The 17,556-nt window shown below is 65.5% G+C and carries 15 protein-coding genes; 7 read left to right on the top strand and 8 right to left on the bottom strand.

Annotated features, from left to right (window positions below; genetic code table 11):
• Positions 1-10: 10 nt before the first annotated feature.
• Together AU192_RS23315 and AU192_RS23310 are read right to left on the bottom strand one after the other, a co-directional pair.
• A complete protein-coding gene (locus AU192_RS23315; protein ID WP_064399910.1) occupies positions 11-1,192 on the bottom strand; it encodes an acyl-CoA dehydrogenase family protein in 1,182 nt (393 codons plus the stop codon).
• A complete protein-coding gene (locus tag AU192_RS23310; RefSeq protein WP_064400036.1) occupies positions 1,192-2,364 on the bottom strand; it encodes a cytochrome P450 in 1,173 nt (390 codons plus the stop codon). Before AU192_RS23310 ends, AU192_RS23315 begins: the two co-directional genes overlap by 1 nt.
• Before the next feature lie 278 nt (positions 2,365-2,642).
• Here AU192_RS23310 and AU192_RS23305 point away from each other — a divergent pair, with 278 nt between their 5' ends.
• Together AU192_RS23305 and AU192_RS23300 are read left to right on the top strand one after the other, a co-directional pair.
• A complete protein-coding gene (locus AU192_RS23305) occupies positions 2,643-4,100 on the top strand; it encodes an aldehyde dehydrogenase family protein (protein WP_064399909.1) in 1,458 nt (485 codons plus the stop codon).
• 88 nt (positions 4,101-4,188) lie between these two features.
• Positions 4,189-6,576, top strand: a complete 2,388-nt coding sequence (locus tag AU192_RS23300; RefSeq protein WP_064399908.1) for a CaiB/BaiF CoA transferase family protein — start codon at positions 4,189-4,191, stop codon at positions 6,574-6,576.
• Between the two features lie 113 nt (positions 6,577-6,689).
• On the opposite strand, the gene AU192_RS23295 is transcribed toward AU192_RS23300, so the two are convergent.
• The 3 genes from AU192_RS23295 to AU192_RS23285 form a co-directional block, all read right to left on the bottom strand.
• Entirely contained in the window at positions 6,690-7,163 is a 474-nt protein-coding gene (locus AU192_RS23295) for a MaoC family dehydratase (protein ID WP_064399907.1), read from the bottom strand.
• Positions 7,160-8,356: an amidohydrolase family protein gene (locus tag AU192_RS23290; protein WP_064399906.1), complete on the bottom strand. Its 1,197-nt coding sequence runs from the start codon at positions 8,354-8,356 to the stop codon at positions 7,160-7,162. The genes AU192_RS23295 and AU192_RS23290 overlap by 4 nt, the downstream gene beginning before the upstream one ends.
• 88 nt (positions 8,357-8,444) lie before the next feature.
• Positions 8,445-9,077 carry a cysteine hydrolase family protein gene (locus AU192_RS23285; RefSeq protein WP_064399905.1) on the bottom strand — a complete coding sequence of 211 codons (633 nt, stop codon included), beginning with the start codon at positions 9,075-9,077 and terminating at the stop codon, positions 8,445-8,447.
• A gap of 50 nt (positions 9,078-9,127) precedes the next feature.
• Here AU192_RS23285 and AU192_RS23280 point away from each other — a divergent pair, with 50 nt between their 5' ends.
• On the top strand, positions 9,128-9,565 hold the full coding sequence (locus AU192_RS23280; protein ID WP_064399904.1) for a nuclear transport factor 2 family protein: 438 nt from the start codon (positions 9,128-9,130) through the stop codon (positions 9,563-9,565).
• Here the strand turns inward: AU192_RS23280 and AU192_RS23275 are convergent.
• On the bottom strand, positions 9,555-10,451 hold the full coding sequence (locus AU192_RS23275) for a TIGR03619 family F420-dependent LLM class oxidoreductase (RefSeq protein ID WP_064399903.1): 897 nt from the start codon (positions 10,449-10,451) through the stop codon (positions 9,555-9,557). The two genes, AU192_RS23280 and AU192_RS23275, sit on opposite strands and share 11 nt — an antisense overlap.
• 14 nt (positions 10,452-10,465) lie before the next feature.
• Positions 10,466-11,584 carry an acyl-CoA dehydrogenase family protein gene (locus AU192_RS23270; protein ID WP_064399902.1) on the bottom strand — a complete coding sequence of 373 codons (1,119 nt, stop codon included), beginning with the start codon at positions 11,582-11,584 and terminating at the stop codon, positions 10,466-10,468.
• Between the two features lie 202 nt (positions 11,585-11,786).
• Here AU192_RS23270 and AU192_RS23265 point away from each other — a divergent pair, with 202 nt between their 5' ends.
• From AU192_RS23265 to AU192_RS23250, 4 genes are read left to right on the top strand one after another with little or no spacing between them, the layout of a single operon-like run.
• Positions 11,787-12,980 carry an amidohydrolase family protein gene (locus tag AU192_RS23265; RefSeq protein ID WP_064399901.1) on the top strand — a complete coding sequence of 398 codons (1,194 nt, stop codon included), beginning with the start codon at positions 11,787-11,789 and terminating at the stop codon, positions 12,978-12,980.
• Positions 12,981-12,986: 6 nt separating this feature from the next.
• Complete coding sequence (locus tag AU192_RS23260) at positions 12,987-13,961, top strand: acyl-CoA dehydrogenase family protein (protein WP_064399900.1); 975 nt, start codon at positions 12,987-12,989, stop codon at positions 13,959-13,961.
• Positions 13,958-15,157 (top strand): acyl-CoA dehydrogenase family protein, encoded by a 1,200-nt coding sequence (locus tag AU192_RS23255; protein WP_064399899.1) that lies wholly within the window; start codon positions 13,958-13,960, stop codon positions 15,155-15,157. Before AU192_RS23260 ends, AU192_RS23255 begins: the two co-directional genes overlap by 4 nt.
• Positions 15,157-16,692, top strand: coding sequence for a class I adenylate-forming enzyme family protein (locus AU192_RS23250; protein WP_064399898.1), 1,536 nt, complete (start codon positions 15,157-15,159; stop codon positions 16,690-16,692). Before AU192_RS23255 ends, AU192_RS23250 begins: the two co-directional genes overlap by 1 nt.
• On the opposite strand, the gene AU192_RS23245 is transcribed toward AU192_RS23250, so the two are convergent.
• Positions 16,655-17,509: a helix-turn-helix domain-containing protein gene (locus tag AU192_RS23245; RefSeq protein ID WP_242657007.1), complete on the bottom strand. Its 855-nt coding sequence runs from the start codon at positions 17,507-17,509 to the stop codon at positions 16,655-16,657. The genes AU192_RS23250 and AU192_RS23245 overlap by 38 nt on opposite strands.
• Positions 17,510-17,556 lie beyond the last annotated feature (47 nt).

The raw sequence follows: 17,556 nt of genomic DNA, 5'->3' as shown, positions 1-17,556 counted from the left end.
GATTCCTTTCTCAGGACGCTCGCATATCGCGGGGTGCGCGTGGCATTCCGAGACCCGCCATGGCGATGATGTCTCGTTGCAGTTCGTTTGCGCCGCCACCGAAGGTGTTGATGACGGCGAGGCGGTAAGCGCTTTCCAGTTCACCCTTCAGAGGCGCGTCGGAGCCCTTCCGGGTGCCGGCCTGCCCGACGACGTCGAGGAGCTCACGGGCCACCTGCTGAGTGAGTTCAGTTCCGAAAACCTTTGCCGCAGAAGCTTCTCCCATACCGAGTGCTCCGGAGCTCATGGTGCTGTTGACCCGCAGGTTCAACAATCGGTAGGCAGCGACCTGCGCCTCGACACGCGCGAGGGCCTGTTGGACCCACGGCTGGTCGATGACGCGTCCGTCGTCGAGCGGCGTGGTCCTGGCCCATTCGACGGTCTTGGCGAACAACGGTTCCAGCGCGCCGAGGTTGCCGAGCGCGGCGCGCTCCAGGTTCAGCTGGTTGGTCACCAGCTTCCAGCCCTGGTTCTCGCCGAGCACGATCGCGCTCTCGGGTACTCGCACATCGTCGTAGAACGTGTAGTAGGTCGACACACCCGGCATGGTGTGCAGGGGTTTCCACGAGAACCCCGGCGAGTCGGTGGGCACGATGAACACGGTGATGCCCTTGTGTTTCTTGGCTTCTGGATCGGTTCGCGCCGCCAGCCAGATGTAGTCGGCGAACTCCGCTCCACTGGTGAACATCTTCGAGCCGTTGATGACGAACTCATTGCCGTCACGCACCGCGGTCGTTCGCAACGAGGCGAGATCGCTTCCCGCCCCTGGCTCGGAGTAGCCGATCGCGAAGTCAACGGTGCCCTTGAGTATCGCGGGAAGGAACTTCTGCTTCTGTTCCTCGGTGCCGTATTGAATGAGGGTGGGGCCGACGGTGTTGAGCGTGATCATCGGCAACGGCGCATGCACGCGGCGCGCCTCCTCGCTGAAGATGTACTGCTCCAGCGCGGTCAGCCCGCGTCCGCCGTACTCCACCGGCCAAGCGACACCGAGCAGACCGGCCTCGCCGAGCGCGCGCCTGCACTCGGTCATCGCCGCGCCGCCCTCCATCAGGCCGGAGACCGCCGCACGCCGCTCCGGGGTCATCACCGCCTCGAGGCGCTCCCGGAACTCGGCCCGAAGTCGTTCCTGTTCGGGGGTGTAGTCGAAGTCCATCACACGCTCGCTTTCAGGCGCACCGGCATGCGTTTGACGCCCGGCACCATCGTGGCGCGCAGGCGGGTCACGTCCCCGGTGAGCTCAATGCTCGGATAGGCACCGAAGAGCACCTCGAACATGATCCTGGCTTCGAGCCTTGCCAGTTGAGCGCCGAGACACGCATGCTCCCCGGCGCCGAAGGCGATGTGCGGGTTCGGGTTCCGGGTGATGTCGAACCCCTCGCTCGTGGGGCCGAAGACCTCCTCATCGCGGTTGGCCGCACCGTACAGCATCACCACCGTGTCGCCGGCCTGAATCTTCTGCCCGCGGATCTCCACGTCGGCGGTGGCTCTTCGCGCCATGTGCGTCACCGGACTGGTGAAGCGAAGCATCTCCTCGACCGCGCAGGTCAGCAGCGTCGGATCCGAACGAAGCAGTGCGAACTGATCGGGATGATTCAGCAGCGCCGCCGTACCGAGCGCAATCAGGTTGCGGGTGGTCTCGTTGCCTGCCACCAGAAGAAGAAATGAGAAGTTGAGCAGATCGGCATCGGTAAGGCGTTCCCCGTCGACTTCGGCGGCGGCCAGGATGCTCAGCAGATCGTCCTGTCCGGTTACCTCGCCTGAGCGCCGGGCCTCGATCAGTTTGGTGAAGTATTCGTACAGCTCACCGAGCGCCACGAGGTGGTCCAGCTCGATGTCGGGGTCGGCGGTGCCGACAGCGGCATCGGACCAGGTTCGGAACTTCTCCCAGTCTTCCGGTTTGGCACCGAGCATTTCGGCGATCATCCGGGTGGGTAGTGGAGCCGCGATCTCTTCGGCGAACTCGTACTCGCGGGAGGGGTCGATGCCGTTGACTATGCCGTCGACGATGCTGCGGATCGTGGGCTCCAGCAACGACACTTGGCGCCGGGTGAACCCCGCGTTGATGAGCTTGCGCAGCTGCCGGTGTCGCGGCGGATCGGTGAAGATCAGGTTGCCCTCTTGGACGGGCTCGGGCTGGCTGGGATCCGGAATCGTGATGCCACGCGTAGACGAGAACAACATCGGATGCCCGGAGACGAAGCGCACGTCTTCGTATTTGGTCAGCGCCCAGAAGTTCGTGACGTCGTTCCACACCACCGGAGTCGTTTCGCGCAATTCCCGGTAGGCCGGGTACGGGTCGCCGGCGTAGAAGTCCGGAGAGTGCAGAGGGTGAGCGGAGGTGGGTCGGGGCGTCGATTCCGTGGGCACGCAGGCTCTCCTCAACACATCGGGCATCGGACATATTAAACGCAAATGTCCGGTTGAACTGTGTCTACAGCACACGAGATCACCGTGTCAATGTGCGTCACCGCAGGACAACCGCCTCGGACGTTGACTGGGCGGGCCCCGCCGGTGTACACACAAGGCGTAGATGTCGGGTATTTCGATACCCCGGGTAACGACTCGACGGCCCGCAGCCGTAAGCAGGAAGGTCCAGTGATCTGATGGCCGCATCCACCCTCGTCGACGACTATGACCTCTACATCAACGGCAGTTGGGTGAAACCGGAAAGCGGCCGATATGCAGTCGTCGATCCGGCCACGGAGGCTGTCATCGCGTCGGCGCCGGACGCCAGGGTGGCGCAGGTCGAGCAGGCGATCGCCGCCGCGCGAACCGCATTCGACACCGGGCCGTGGGCGACGGCGACACCGCACGAGCGGTCCCGGTGCCTGCAGCAATTGAGTGACGCGCTGCTCGCCCACGGCGACGAGATCTACGCGCTCGCCCAAACCGAGTGGGGCTGCACAGCAAACGAACGTCTGATCCACGTTGACGGCCCCGCATTTATGGCGGGGCACTCCGCGGAACTCGCGCTCGAGCCGGCCGAGGCGCCGATGGACGCATGGGGAGCGGCGGGCACAACACTGCTGCGGTACGAACCTCTCGGCGTGGTGGCGATCATAACTCCGTGGAACTTCCCCCACACCCTCAACGTGATGAAAGTGGGTGCGGCGCTGGCCGCGGGCAACACCGTCGTGTTGAAACCGTCACCGCTGACGCCGCTCGCCGGCTTGGCTCTGGCACGGATCATCCACGACGAGACCGACATCCCGCCCGGCGTCGTCAACGTCGTCACTCCCACCGGCATCGATGCGAGCAAGGCGCTGACCCTGGACCCGCGCGTGGACATGGTGAGCTTCACCGGCAGCTCCGCGGTCGGCCGCGAGGTGATGTCGGGCGCGGCGAGCACGATGAAACGGATCCTGCTCGAATGCGGCGGCAAGTCGGCCTCCGTTCTGCTCGACGATGTCGAGGTCACCGACGAGCTCCTGGAACGGCTGTTGTTCGAAGGGTGCACGCTCCACGCGGGGCAGGCGTGCATCCTCAACAGCCGGCTCGTGGTGCCCGCCGCACTGCACGACGAGGTCGTCACCCGGCTCGCCGATCTGGCGCGTGCCGTGACAGTCGGCAATCCCGCCGACGACGGGGTGGACATGGGGCCACTGATCAGCAGGGAGCATCTCGAGCGCGTGGAGGGTTTCGTCCGACGGGCGGAGTCCGATGGCGCGAAGGTGGTGGCGGGCGGCGGGCATCCCGAAAACCACTCGGAGGGCTTTTATTTCGAGCCGACAATACTGACAGACACCAGCCCCGATTCGTACATTGCGCAGGAGGAGGTGTTCGGGCCGGTGCTGACCGTTCTGCGCTATGACGGTGACGACGAGGCGGTGGCCGTGGCGAACAACTCGGCGTACGGGCTCGGCGGTGCGGTGTGGGGCGCCGATATCGAACGCGCCGTCGGCATCGCACGACGCATCAGGACGGGCCAGGTCTCGATCAACGGCACGATCCCCGGCGACGCTCCGTTCGGCGGTTTCAAACAGAGCGGCATTGGTCGTGAGGGCGGCGTCATGGGATTGCGTGCGTATATGGAGCCCAAGGCGATCGGGGTTCCGGCGTGAGCCCCAAAGGCGACGACGCGCGAGCATCGCAGCGAGTATTGCAGGAACGAGGAACGCAGCGAGGAGCGCAGCGGGGAGGAGTCGAGGCGTGAGCGGAGCCCTGGCCGGACTGCGTGTCGTCGAACTGGGCAGCGACATCGCGGCGCCGTACTGCACCAAGCTCCTGACCGACCTGGGTGCCGACGTGTGCAAGATCGAGCCGCCGACGGGTGATCCACTGCGCGCCTGGGGGCCGTTTTGTGAGGGTTCGCAGGAGCACGGCGGGTTGTTTGAGTACCTCAACGCCGGAAAGCACGGTTTGACACTGGATTTCAGTACAGCCGCTGGTATCGAACAAGCCCACGAGCTGATCGCCAAGGCCGACCTCCTGGTCGAGGATCTGGCCGCTGGGTCAGCCGAGCGTTTCGACTGGGGGCTAGATCGCGATTCGTTGCAACGGATCAACCCCGGCCTCGCCGTCGTGAGGATCTCGGACTATGGGCAGGACGGTCCCCGGCGTGACCGGCCGTCGACATCACTGACCCTGCAAGCGGCGTCGGGGTGGGTGAATGTCAGGGAGTTTGGGCGACCGCCCGTGCAGGCCGGAGCGCGCATACCCGAATACATTGCGGCAGGCTACGCGGCACTCGCGGCGCTGACCGCTCTACGCATCGCGGGAGCCGGACCGGGTCGGCTCGTGGAAGCCGACGTTTCGGCGTTCGAGTCGTTGCTGTGCACGCTGCCCTATCCGATGCTGATGGCCGAGCGGCTGAAAAGCATGGGGCTGCCGACCAACTCGAAGGCCGCACCGATGTTGGGCATCGTCCGCGCGGCTGACGGCTGGATCGGCATCAACTGTCTGACCGGACAGCACTGGCTGGACGTCTGCGCGATGATGGGTCTCCCCGAATTCGGCGAACACCAGCTCGCGATCATGTTGGGCGGGCCCGAGCGCGATGAATTCTTCGCGAAGGCGCAGCCCTGGCTGGACTCGATCTCGGTTGGCGATCTGGTCGAGCTGAGTCAGGCCATGCGGATTCCGGCCGCCCCCATCAACGACGGCTCGTCGATCCAGGACTGCCCGCAGTACCGCGACCGCGGCTTCTTCGTCGACGGTGGGCCGGAGGATGCGCGGTTTCGACGGCCAGGGGCGCCGTTTCGGTTGTCGAGGACGCCAGTGGGTGCGCCGCGGCCGGCCCCGACTCTTGCGACGACGGGAGTCACCCGGTGGGAGACGCCGGAGCAGCGCAAGGCCGGAGCCGGAAGCGATGCATCGCAACCGTTCGTGGGACTGAAAGTCTTTGATCTCAGCACGTTCTGGGCCGGGGCGTATCTCACCTGTTATCTCGGCGCGTTCGGTGCCGACGTCGTCAAGGTGGAGTCGGTTCAGCGTCCCGACGGGCACCGGTACTCGGGTTCGTTACTGCGCACCAGCGACGACTGGTACGAGATCGGGCCGTTGTGGCAGGGCACGAACCTCAACAAGCGCGACATCACCCTCGACCTCAGCACCGAGGCCGGCCGGGAGTTGGCATTGCGCCTCGCCGCCGACGCTGACGTGGTGATCGAGAACTTCTCGCCGCGGGTTGTCGAACAATTCGGGTTGGACTACGACTCACTAGTCCAGATCAACCCGGGTGTAGTCATGGTTCGCATGCCCGGGTTCGGCCTTGAAGGGCCATGGCGGGACTACGTCGGCTGGGCCCTGAACATCGAACAGCTGGCCGGGATGTCCGCGGTGACCGGCTACGCCGACGGACCCCCGTGCAACCTGCAGGGTCCGGCCGACCCGATCGCAGGCGTTCATGCCACGGTGGCGCTCCTCGCAGCGCTTGAACACCGGCGCCGAACCGGTGAGGGCCAGCTGATCGAGGTGGCGCAGATCGAGGTCGGCGCGGCGGTGACGGCCGAACCCGTTATCGAGTATTCCTTGACGGGACGTGTGCGCGAACGCGAGGGCAATCGGCACCGCCGTTACGCACAAGGTGTCTATGCCGCTGCGGGAGAGGATGATTGGGTCGCGCTTTCGGTGCGCGACGACGCTGACTGGGCAGCCGTGACCGACGCGATCGGCCGCCCTGAATTGCGTGACGACCCGAGATTCGCGTCGGCGGAGACGCGGTTGCGCCACCACGAGGAGTTCGACGAGGTGATCGCGGAGTGCACGGCCACGCGGCAGGCCGACGATTTCGCCGAAGCGTTGCTCCAACGCGGCGTGCCGGCGCAGCGACTGATGACCGCCGACCGGATGTACGACGTCGACCAGCTCGACGCACGCGGGTTCTATGAAGACCTGGACCATCGGATCGCCGGTCGGCAGCGGTATCCCGGATGGCCTTTTCGGATCACGCCGGGGCCGTCGCGGCACCACCGCACCCCGTCACCGACTCTCGGGCAACACAACGACGAGGTACTCGGCGAACTGGGCCTTACCGGCGAGGAGATCTCGGCCCTGCGCCATCGGCGCGTCATCGGCGAACGGATCCTGAACGCCTGACTTCCCCGCGCGAGCAACTGCCTTCTGCCGGTTGTGCGGTTTGATACGCGACGCGCCGGGTCAGCCGTACGAAACCGCACAATCGCGGCTGCCCAGCTGCGCGCAGTGACGACCTAGTCGACCATCGCGGCGATGGTGTCGACGACGCAGGCCGGCCGGTCGGAGCCCTCGACCTCGACGGTGACCCGCACCGTGGCCCTGGCGCCGTTGTTGGTGCGGTCCACCTTGATCAGCGCTGCGCCCGCGCGGATGCGCGAGTCGACGGGAACGGGTGCCGGAAACCGTAGTTTGTCCACGCCGTAATTCACCTGCATCGACAAGCCGGTCACCTTGTAGATCTGTTGGACGAGGATCGGCACCAACGACAGTGTGAGATAGCCGTGGGCGATCGTCTTGCCGTAGGGCCCATTCGCCGCCTTCTCCGCGTCGACGTGGATCCACTGGTGGTCACCCGTCGCCTCGGCGAACAGGTCGATCTCCCTCTGGGTGACCTGGCGCCATCCGCTGTACCCCAGATGCTCGCCAACGTGCTCTTCGAAAGCGGCGATCCCGTCGTACTCCGTCGGCGAAGCGGTTGTCTGCGTCATGCCGGGACCTTTTGGAGGCCCAGTTGCTCGATGGCGTTGCCGCCCATGATCTTTGCCTTGGCGGACTCGGATAGGCCGTCGAGGCGGTCGATGAAGCTCAGCGGGTCGCCGATGCCCTCGGGGTGGGGGAAGTCCGAGCCGAACATCACGTGGTCCTCACCCATGATCTCGATGATTCCCTTGATGTCGTCCTCGAGAAACGGGTGGATGTAGACGTTGCGTTTGAACACCTCGACAGGATGCTCGTCGAACTCCTTGGGCATCGTCCGGTAGGCCTTGTCCAACAGGCGCAGAAGGTTTCGCACCCAGCCGCTGCCGTTCTCGACCACGAGGACCTTCAGGTCGGGGAAGCGGGACAGCGCACCGTGGCAGATCAGGGCGGCCAGGGTGTCCTCCATCGCCCGGAAGCCCATCACCACCTCGCGCAGCGCGCTGGGCTTGAACGACAGGTACTCGTCGCCGCCCTCCCATTCCATGAGGTGCTTCTGGTAGCCGCTGTCTGCCGCGTGGAACGTCACGGGAATGCCGGCGTCGACGACCTCCTGCCAGAACGGGTCGAACTCCGGTAGGCCCATCGAGCGTGAACCCCCGAACCGGCTCGGCACCGGGGCAGGCCGCACGAGGAAGGTCTTCATGCCGCGCTCGAGGCACCAGCGGAACTCACGGATGGCCTCGTCGACCAGCGGCAGACAGATGACGGGCGTGGCGAAGATCCGGTCCTGGTAGTTGAACGTCCAGTGTTCGTGCATCCACTCGTTCAGGGCGTGGATGATCGCATGGGTAAGGACGACGTCGTCGGTGGTGCGTTCCTCGATGAGGCTGGCCAGCGTGGGGTACATGACGCACTGATCGATGCCGAGTTCATCCATCAGCTCGAGCCGGGGTGCGGGCGCCTGGAAGGCCGGGATGACTTCCATTGGCTCCCCGACGAACTCGCGGAAGTTCAGCCCCTCGGGGTTGTTGCCGAGGAAGTAGTCCTCCGCGCTGCCCGGGCGAGCCACGCGTTCGAACGTGGGGTTGGGGATCATGTGGCTGATGTGGTCCTTGACGACGAGCTTCGGCCGTCCGTTGACCTCGACGTAGCCGACCTTGCCGCGGTGCTGTTTCGGCAGATACTTGGTGAGCGCGTCGGTCGTCTCGTACATGTGGTTGTCGATGTCGAAGACGGGGTACGGCAGGGACCGGGGTGACATGTGGCCGACCTCCTAAGAGCAGCGGATATGACCGTTTACGATTATGAAAATGACGTTATCACCAGTGTTGGACAACATCCATACGGGGTCAGGCGCTGAGGTCTTTCCACGCCTGGATCACGTCATCGGTGTTGGTCACCGTCGCGAGCAGCGCCAATGAGTTGTCGATGACCGACTCCGCGTACTCGCGCGGATACCCGCTCACGGCGTCGCGCGGCAACACGAACTGGTAACTCCGGTTGACGGCGTCCATGACAAAGTTCGGGATGGCGATGTTGACCGAAACACCCACACCAACAATGGTTTTGATGTTCAAGTTCCGTAGGACCGAGTCGAGGTCCGTGCCGGTCATCGGCCCTACGCCATGCAAGCGGGTGAGGACGATGTCGCTAGGTGCCTGATTCAGTTCCGGCAGCACGGAGGCGCCCGGGCTTCCGGGCGTCAGGTCTGCGGCGAAAGACTTACCTGCCATGAACAGCCTGGCGTTGGTGTTGGAACCGCGGTTGTCGGGGCGCTTCTGAATCAGGCAATGCACCACTGTCGCCCCGGCCGCGCGGGCTGCATCGAGCAGTCTCGCAATGTTCGGGATCGCCTCGCGGCGTGCCTCTTCTGCGAGCATCGGTAGACCGGCTTGCGGACCGATCACTCCGCCCTGGCACTCCTGGGTGACCAGCGCGGTCGTGGCGGGATCGAGGAGGTCTTGCAGGCGTGGTTGCGGCATGAGAACACACGTTATCGTGCAGCGGCAACTGTGTTTACATCGGAGGAGAAATGGACACCTGGGAGCTCGAGGTTCGAGAGTCGGTTCGGCAGACGCTATCCGACTACACCGCGGCCACGGATCGGTTCGATCTCCGTGCGCTGGCGCAGTGCTTCGAGCCCTACGGCGTCCTCGAGTTCAGCGGTGGTGACGAGCCGCTGAAGGGCCCAGAGGCGATAGAAGCGGGTCTCGGCGCCGCCATCGCCGGGGAGCCGGATACCGCGCGCCCAGCGGTGTCTCACGTCCGCCACCATCTATCGAGTATCCGGTTCGGGCAGGTGGCGCGCGATCGCGTCGAAGTGAGCAGCTATTTCGCGGTGCACACAGACATTGGACTCGACCATTGGGGCCGGTACCGAGACGTCCTGGTGCCCCGCGACGCCCGATGGCTGTTCACGCACAGGCGCATCAGTGTCGACGGGTTCGCAACGGGAAGCCTTATGCGATGAACTCCTTGGCGAACGCCCGCGCTTGATCGATCACCTCGGCGCGGTCGGCGCCCTGAGGGGCGATGGTCAGCCATGTCACGCCCATGCCTTCGAGCCTCGCGATAGTGGCGTGTCGTTCGTCGGCGGACTTGCTGTCGTCGAGCAGGTTCCCCGCCGAGAAACAGATGTCCAGCGGCTCGGTTCGACCGACTTCAGCAGCGTATTTCTTGGCCCACACGATCGCGGCCTCGAGGTCCTCGGGGGAGGAGATCTCCGCGGTTCGTGACGCCGCCGCGTAGCCGAAGGTGTTGAACGGCGCCCACCCCTGCGCGCGAGACACCGCGCGACGCACAGCGGGCTTGCTGTTGCCCCCCACCCAGATGGGCGGGGCCGCGGGCACCGGTCGCAGACGCACACCGCGAGCGGCGAACGACGACCCTTCGTAGGCGACGTCATCACCGGTCATCACCCGGGTCAGGACGTCGAGTGCCTCGTCCAGCAGCGCACCCCGAGCGTCGAAATCGATTCCGAGCGCCTTGAACTCCGGTTTCAGATAGCCGGCGGCCGTGCCGAGGATGAGGCGGCCGCCGGACAGGACGGCGAGGCTCTGAATCGACTTCGCGCCCAGGAAGGGGTTGCGATAGGCGGCGATGTAGACATTGGTCAGCAGCTTCACGTCGGTGGTGGCCGCTGCGGCGAACGAAAGCGCGACGAACGGATCAAGGGCGTGGTGGCCGCCGTGGTCGAGCCACTTGGCATCGGGTGCCGGGTGGTCGGTGACGTGTACAGCGGCGAATCCGCTGGACTCGGCGGCGCGCGCTATCTCGGCGATCGCTTCGGCATTGACGAATTCCGATGCCTCCTCCACCCGCTGAGTGGGGATTTCGAGCGAATATGAAACGGTCACGGTTCTCCTTCCGGCTAGTGGCTTGATGATGTGACGAGGTCTGCCAGGCGTTGTGCGTGGTAGTCGGGGGTGCCGAAGATCAGTTGGGTGGCTTTCGCACGACGGACGTAGAGGTGTGCATCGTGCTCCCAGGTGAATCCAATGCCGCCGTGGATCCGCATGTTGTCCAGTGCAACCTGAAGAAACGCCTCCGAACAGGCCATCTTGGCCACCGAAGCCGCCACCGCCTGGTCCTCACCCTCCGACAGTCCGGCGGCGTGCCGCACGGCCGATCGCGCCCCCTCGACCTGCACGAGCATGTCTGCGCACCGATGTTTGACCGCCTGGAAGCTGCCGATGGCACGGCCGAACTGGATGCGTTCCTTCGCGTAGCCCACGGCCATATCGAGGCAGCGCTGCGCCGCTCCGAGTTGTTCTGAGGCCACGGCGATGACGGCGACCCGGTATGCGCTTTCGAGGGCGGCCGCGACGGCGCCGTCGGTGCCGATGAGCCGCGCGGCGACGCCGTCGAAGCTCAGCTTGGCGATCTTGCGTGTCCGGTCGAGCGTCGTCAACGGGTCGCGGTCCAGTCCGTCGGCGGTCCCGTCCACCGCGAACAGCGAGATGCCTGCGGACGTATTTGCCGCAACGAGAACGGTATTCGCCGTGTCACCGTCGAGGACCCGTTCGGCGACTCCGTCGATCCGGCTGTGACCGCCGTCAGTGCGTGCCGTCAGCGTCACGGCGTCGGGGTCCCATGGATCGAGGCTCCCGTTGAAGATCACGGTGGCGATCCTCGACCCGTCGACGAGCGGGGGTAGGTACTCCCGCATCGCGGCCGCGTCACCGCTGGCGAGCAGCGTCGGGATCGCGAGCGCCACGGTGGAGAAGAACGGGGCGCACAGCAGGGCCGCGCCCATCTCTTCGAAAACGACCGCGAGTTCGGGCAGGCCCGCGCCCGCTCCTCCGAACTCCTCGGGCACGGCGATCGCGGCCAGGCCGAGGTCGGCGGTCAATTCGCGCCAAACCCGCTCGTCATAGCCGGGCGCAGAATCCATCGCTGCTCGGACGGCGCTGCTCGGCGACCTGGCGGTGAGGAACTCGCGGACCGCTTCGCGCAGGTCGCGGTGATCGACCGCCTCAGCGGTGGACATACAGACCTCCCACCGCGACGACGCCGAATACCGTTGCTGCGGTCATGTTTCCCTTCCGCACCGGCGCGGCGACCGTCGCCGGGGCGATGGGTCCGACGGCGGCGGTACTCGATCGAAGCAACCCCGGATAGGCATTACCGATCGAGGATAGTATCTTTTCCCTAAAGAGAGAATAAGCATTCTCGCACGAAGGAGCGGCGCGGTGACGACCATTGATTACGGCATTTTCGACTGCGACACGCACTGCTATGAGACGCGCGACGCCTTCACCCGGTACCTACCCGCGGAGTTCAAGGACCGCGCCATCACGACGGTGCGGGGGGCCGACGGCGTCGAGGTGATACTCGCCGGTCGCCGCGTCGCGACGTTCAACAGCGAGGGCGGCCTCGGTCTGGACGTGGCGTACCGCCCCGGTTCGCTGAAGGAGATGCTGCGCCAGATGGGGTCGGGCAACCCCGAGGAGTCGTATGAGCCGCAGCCTATGCAGCCGGAATACATCGAACGTTCCGCGCGGCTCGCGGTGATGGCCAAGCAGAACGTCGAACGGATGGTGATCTATCCGAGCGGGATGGCGCTGGCCGCCGAACACTACGTCGACGACACAGCGGCGCTGTACGCGAACCTGCGGTCGTTCAACCGCTGGATCGACGACGAGTGGGGTTTCGACTTCGAGGGCCACATCTACGCGACCGCGCTGTTGTCCCTGCGCGACCTCGATTCGGCGATCGCCGAGACCGAGGCGATCATCGCGGAGGGCGCGAAGTTCGTGATGTTGCCGACCGGACCCGCCTATGGGCGGTCGCCGGGAGATCCGTATTTCGACCCGGTCTACGCGCGGCTGCAGGAGGCCGGCTGCGTGCTCGTGTACCACATCATGCCGTTCTGGTACTTCAACGCGATCTCGCCTGCCTGGGGGCACAACCCCGACCCTGCGTCCTGGCACATGTCGGCGTGGCAGTGGATGAACATCTACGGTCAGAGGCCGATCGAGGACACACTCTCGGCGTTGATCTTCGACAACCTGTTCGGCCGCTTCCCGAAACTAAATGTGTTGGTCGCCGAGCACGGCGCCGAATGGGTGCCGTTCTTCCTCAAGCACATGGACAAGAGCCGCGGCATGGGCCGCAACGGCCCGTGGATCGGAGGCAAGCTGACCGAGCGGCCGTCGAACATCTTCCGACAGCACGTCCGCGTCGTGCCATACCCCGAGGACGACATCCCGGGCATCGTCACCAGCCTGGGTTACGACGACGTGCTGGTGATGGGTTCGGACTTCCCGCACGCCGAGGGGCTGGCCGAACCGGCGGACTTCCTCAAACTCCTCGACCCGCTCGACGGCGCGGCGAAGCGACGCATCATGCGCGACAACGCCGAACAGCTGCTGCTGCGGAGCTGACCACCGGTGGGCCCCGAGGCCGACGACTCGGTCGACATCGAACTGGTACGAGGCGCGGCGCGAGACTTCCTGGCCGGGTGCGAAACCCACGACACCCTCAAGGACCTCGCAGCGATGGACTGGACGGGACTGCTGGTCGACGAGGATCTCGGCGGCAGCGGGTGGCGTCCGGTGGAGACGACGGTCATCGCCGAGGAACTCGGACGGTCGGGAAACTCGACGCACTGGCTCGGCAGCGTCATCGCTGCTGCGGCGTTGAGTTCGGCGCCGTCCGAGGCGCGTGACCGGTGGTTGCCAGCGATGCTCGACGGGACCGGTGCGGCGGCCTGCGCCCTAGCCGCTGATGTCACGCGAGTGTCGGGCGCCCAATCGGCGGACATCATTGTCACGTTTGGTGGCAACGGGATTGAGCTGTTCGAGGCGGCGGACACCCTGCGGCGGGAAGCCGACGAAGAGTTGTTGGACGTCAACCGGCCGGTGTGGCGAGTTGACCTCTCCGGCGCACAGAGCGTGCCCGTCGGTGGACCCGAACGAGCGGAGCAACTACTCGCACTGGCCAGGATCCTGCTCAGTGCGGATTCGCTCGGTGCACTGTCGGCAACTTTCGAGCGACTGGTCACCTATCTCAAGGAACGGATCGCCTTCGGTGCGCCGATCGCGAGTTTCCAAGCGGTACAACACCGTTTGGTAGAGCTATTGGTGTTCGAAGCCAAGGCCCGCGCGATCCTCACCAAGGCCGCCCGCGCGCTGTCCGCGGAAAGCACCACGAGCGATGCGGTCACGCTGTCCGTCGCGGCGCATTCCTTCATCGCGGCGAACACCACCGCGGCCGTCGATGAGTGCATGCAACTGTCCGGTGGCATCGGTTTCACCTGGGAATACCCGCTGCACCATGACCTGCGCCGAGTGTTCACGAACGCGTGTCTACTCGGCACGGCGCGCTCCAGTCGCGCCCTGTTCGCAGACAGGGCCGGCTGGTGAGCGCCCTGCATGTTCGGCCCACAGAGGCCGAGCTCGCCGAGTTCCGAGAACGCGTCAGGGCACATATCGCCGAACATGCGCCACCGTTCGAGGCTCGAGAGGGACACCGGGCGCCGGAGAACGGCGAACAGGAAGCCTTGCTGCGCACCTGGTTCGCCTCGCTGTTCGACGCAGGATTCGTCGGCGCGGACTGGCCCGTCGAATACGGCGGCCGTGCCGATCACCACCCACTGCACGATCGGATCGTCTCCGAGGAGATCTTGCGTGCCCGCGCTCCGCGCCCCGTCGATCAGGTCAACCTGGCGGCCCATGTGCTGCTGCATTTCGGTTCCGATGAGCAGAAATCCGCTCTGCTGCCGCCGATCCGGAGCAGCGAGCACGTCTGGTGCCAGCTGCTCAGCGAGCCCGATGCGGGCAGCGATATCGCCGCCGTGCGCTGTAAGGGCACGCAGCGACCCGACGGGTCATGGGTCATCGATGGACAGAAGACGTGGATCACCGACGGCCACTGGGCCGACATGGGCCTGGCCCTGATCCGCACCGACCCGACGTCGTCGCGTCATCGCGGGCTGTCGGCATTCATCGTGCCGTTGGCCTCGCCGGGCATCGAGATCCGGCCGATCCGCACGATCAACGAGGCGATCGAGGTCAACGAGGTCTTCTTCGATGATGTGACGATCCCTCCGGACAGCCTGATCGGGGAGCCCGGCCAGGGCTGGTCGATCATCATGACGGGCCTGGACTTCGAACGGTTCGGCATCGGCGGCAACGTGATCCTGCTCGAACTTCTCATCGACGATCTGGTCACGGTGGCCCGTCACGGTCGCATCGACGACATGCCGGCACTGCAACATGCCGACGTCCGGCACCAGGTCGCGGAATTGGCCGTCGAGGTCGAGGTCGCGAAGGCCTTCATCGACGACCATGTCGAACGCCTGGTGGCCGGCAACGAGCAGACGGGGGACGGTTCGATCGCCAAGCTCAGTTTCGCCGAGACGTATCACCGGGTTTCGGCCTACGGCGCGCAGCTCTCGACGATGGTGTGCACCGTCGCCGCCGATCCGGATGTGGCGCTTGCCAAACAGCGTCTGAAAGAATGCTGGCTGTGGTCCCGTGCATACACCGTGTCCGGTGGCAGCTCTGAGATGATGCGCAACATCCTGGCCAAACGACGGCTCCTGCTACCGACTCACTGATGGCGCAAACCTATTGGGGTTTGATCCAAGCGGCGGCCCAGAACCACCCCGACCGCGTCGTACTCGTCGACGACTACGGTCGCAGCCTGACGAACAGCCAGTTGCACGACGCGGCGGAGCGCACCGCCGCCGCGTTGTTCGAACGTGGGGTCACCAGAGGCACCGTGGTCACGTGGCAGTTGCCGACCACCCTGGAGACGATGGTGGTGATGGTGTCCCTGACCCGTCTCGGCGCGGTCCAGAACCCTGTATTGCCGATCTGGCGCGTGAGCGAAGTCCGTTTTGTCACTGCGCAGCTCGGTGCCGAGGTCTTCATCGTTCCCGGTGTGTGGCGCGGATTCGATCATGTCGCGCTTGCCGACGAGCTGATACGCGAACGGCCGATGACGGTCGTGATCGTCGACCACAGCGCGCCGATCACCGGGGGACTCCGCCTGCCGTCGGGTGATCCGGAGATGCTGCCGGCGCCGCCGACGGACGCTGAGGATGCGCGGTGGGTGTACTACTCATCGGGCACAACCGCGGCGCCGAAAGGTATTCGGCACTGTGACCGTTCGGTGATCGCCGGTTCGGCCGGGGTGGTGGGCATGTTCGGCGCCTCGAACAGCGACATCAACCCGATCGCGTTTCCGGTTTCGCACATCGGCGGCGCCGCGATGTTGGCCGCCAGCCTGCTGACCGGTATGCGTCTGGTCCTGTTCGACACCTTCGATCCGGTATCCACTCCAAAGGCGGTGGCCGTGCACCGCCCGACGATGCTCGGTTCGGCGACCCCGTTCTTCGTCGCCTACATGGCTGCGCAGCGGGAACATGGTCCCCAACCGCTCTTCCCCGATCTGCGCGGGTGTGTCGGGGGAGGCGCGCCGATCACGCCCGAGCTGGGACGCCAAGTGCGTGAGACGCTTTCGGTGGCGGGGATCGCGAACTCGTGGGGCCTGACCGAGTTTCCGGTGGTGACGTCGCCGCCGCCGGACGGCGAACCGGAGGTTCTCGACCACACCGTCGGACGGCCGGTGCCGGGGGTCTCGATCCGCGTGGTCGACGAGAACGAGCGCGAGGTTGGTGTGGGCGAGGAAGGAGAATTGTGCCTCAAGGGGCCCCAGTGCTTCCTCGGCTACGTCGATGCGTCACTGGACGCCGACGCCTTCGACGCCGACGGCTGGTTTCGCAGCGGTGACCGAGGCCGCATCGACGACGACGGCAACGTCGCGATCACCGGGCGTATCAAGGACGCCATCATCCGCAACGCGGAGAACATCTCTGCGCTGGAGATCGAGGGCGTCTTGGCCAGCCACCCTGCCGTCGAGGACGTCGCAGTCATCGGGGTGCCCGATCCGCGCACCGGCGAACGGGTCTGCGCGGTCGTCGTGGCAAACTCCGACATCACACTGTCCGACCTCGAAAAGCACTGCCAAGACTTGGGTTTGAGTAAACACAAGTCACCTGAGCGGCTCGAGGTCGTCGACGAACTCCCACGCAATCTCACGGGTAAGATTCTCAAGAACGAGTTGCGTGCGCGCTTCGCTCCTCGCTGACACGGGCGATCTCGTGCAGCAGCGGCTCGGCCGCGGTGCGGGTTTCGCTGATAGTCATCCGACGTAGCGGGTGCACACCCAAGATCAGTCGGACCCGGGAGTTGGAGTCGAGCACAGGCGCCGAGATCGTGGCGACAGAGTGCGCGCCGCGGAGGCTTTCATCGGGCAGCATCTTGGTGGCGATGAACTCGACTCGGAGCTGGTCGACGACCGACCGCAAATTGCCCGGTACGGAGTCATCCGAGAGGGTGCCGATGGCGTGTACTGCTTCCGCGAGCGCCGGAGTCATCCAGTCGACGTCGTAACCACGGCCGCGGGTGTGCGTCAGCGCCGCGCGTAGCCGCTCGGCCAGAGACGCATCACCCGCTGCGCCGCGTTGAACCCATGCCTCCTTTTCCGCTGCGGAATCCCAAGCGGCACAGGCAATGCCGAAGGGCGGCGCGTACGGGATCCGATCGTTCGGAAGAGCCGCCGGGGGCGAACTCGACGGATTTTCGAACGCGGTGATAACCAGGTCGTCTCCGATACGCTCGACGACGGAGGCCGCCATGCCGGTCTTCTCGGCGAGGCGCCGGATGGCGCTGCGTGCGACTGCGGCGGTCGGACGCTCGGCGTCCAGGCGGGACGCGATAAGGGCCATCGCCGGGCCGAGAGTGAACTCTTTGGATACGGGATCGCGGGTGACCCACCCGCGATTCTGAAGGCTCGTGAGGATGGCATGAGCGGTCCCCTGGGAAAGGTTGAGGCGTCGCACGACGTCGGAGAACCGCATTCCACGAGCGTCGGTGCGGCTGAGTGTCTCGATGATGTCGAGCACCCGATCGGTCGGAGCTGAACCGGCCCCCTGCACCCTTGACTCCTTTT

The organism is Mycobacterium lehmannii, from assembly GCF_001499925.1.
In the GTDB taxonomy this organism is placed as follows: domain Bacteria; phylum Actinomycetota; class Actinomycetes; order Mycobacteriales; family Mycobacteriaceae; genus Mycobacterium; species Mycobacterium lehmannii.
Note: the sequence above shows the minus strand (reverse complement) of the source record. Positions and strands in the feature narration are given on the sequence as shown.

Bases quoted from the DNA above. Each gene is read 5' to 3' on its own strand.
- AU192_RS23315 (WP_064399910.1), bottom strand. From the start codon at position 1,192: ATGGACTTCGACTACACCCCCGAACAGGAACGACTTCGGGCCGAGTTC.
- AU192_RS23305 (WP_064399909.1), top strand. From the start codon at position 2,643: ATGGCCGCATCCACCCTCGTCGACGACTATGACCTCTACATCAACGGC.
- AU192_RS23295 (WP_064399907.1), bottom strand. From the start codon at position 7,163: ATGACGCAGACAACCGCTTCGCCGACGGAGTACGACGGGATCGCCGCT.
- AU192_RS23290 (WP_064399906.1), bottom strand. From the start codon at position 8,356: ATGTCACCCCGGTCCCTGCCGTACCCCGTCTTCGACATCGACAACCAC.
- AU192_RS23285 (WP_064399905.1), bottom strand. From the start codon at position 9,077: ATGCCGCAACCACGCCTGCAAGACCTCCTCGATCCCGCCACGACCGCG.
- AU192_RS23280 (WP_064399904.1), top strand. From the start codon at position 9,128: ATGGACACCTGGGAGCTCGAGGTTCGAGAGTCGGTTCGGCAGACGCTA.
- AU192_RS23270 (WP_064399902.1), bottom strand. From the start codon at position 11,584: ATGTCCACCGCTGAGGCGGTCGATCACCGCGACCTGCGCGAAGCGGTC.
- AU192_RS23250 (WP_064399898.1), top strand. From the start codon at position 15,157: ATGGCGCAAACCTATTGGGGTTTGATCCAAGCGGCGGCCCAGAACCAC.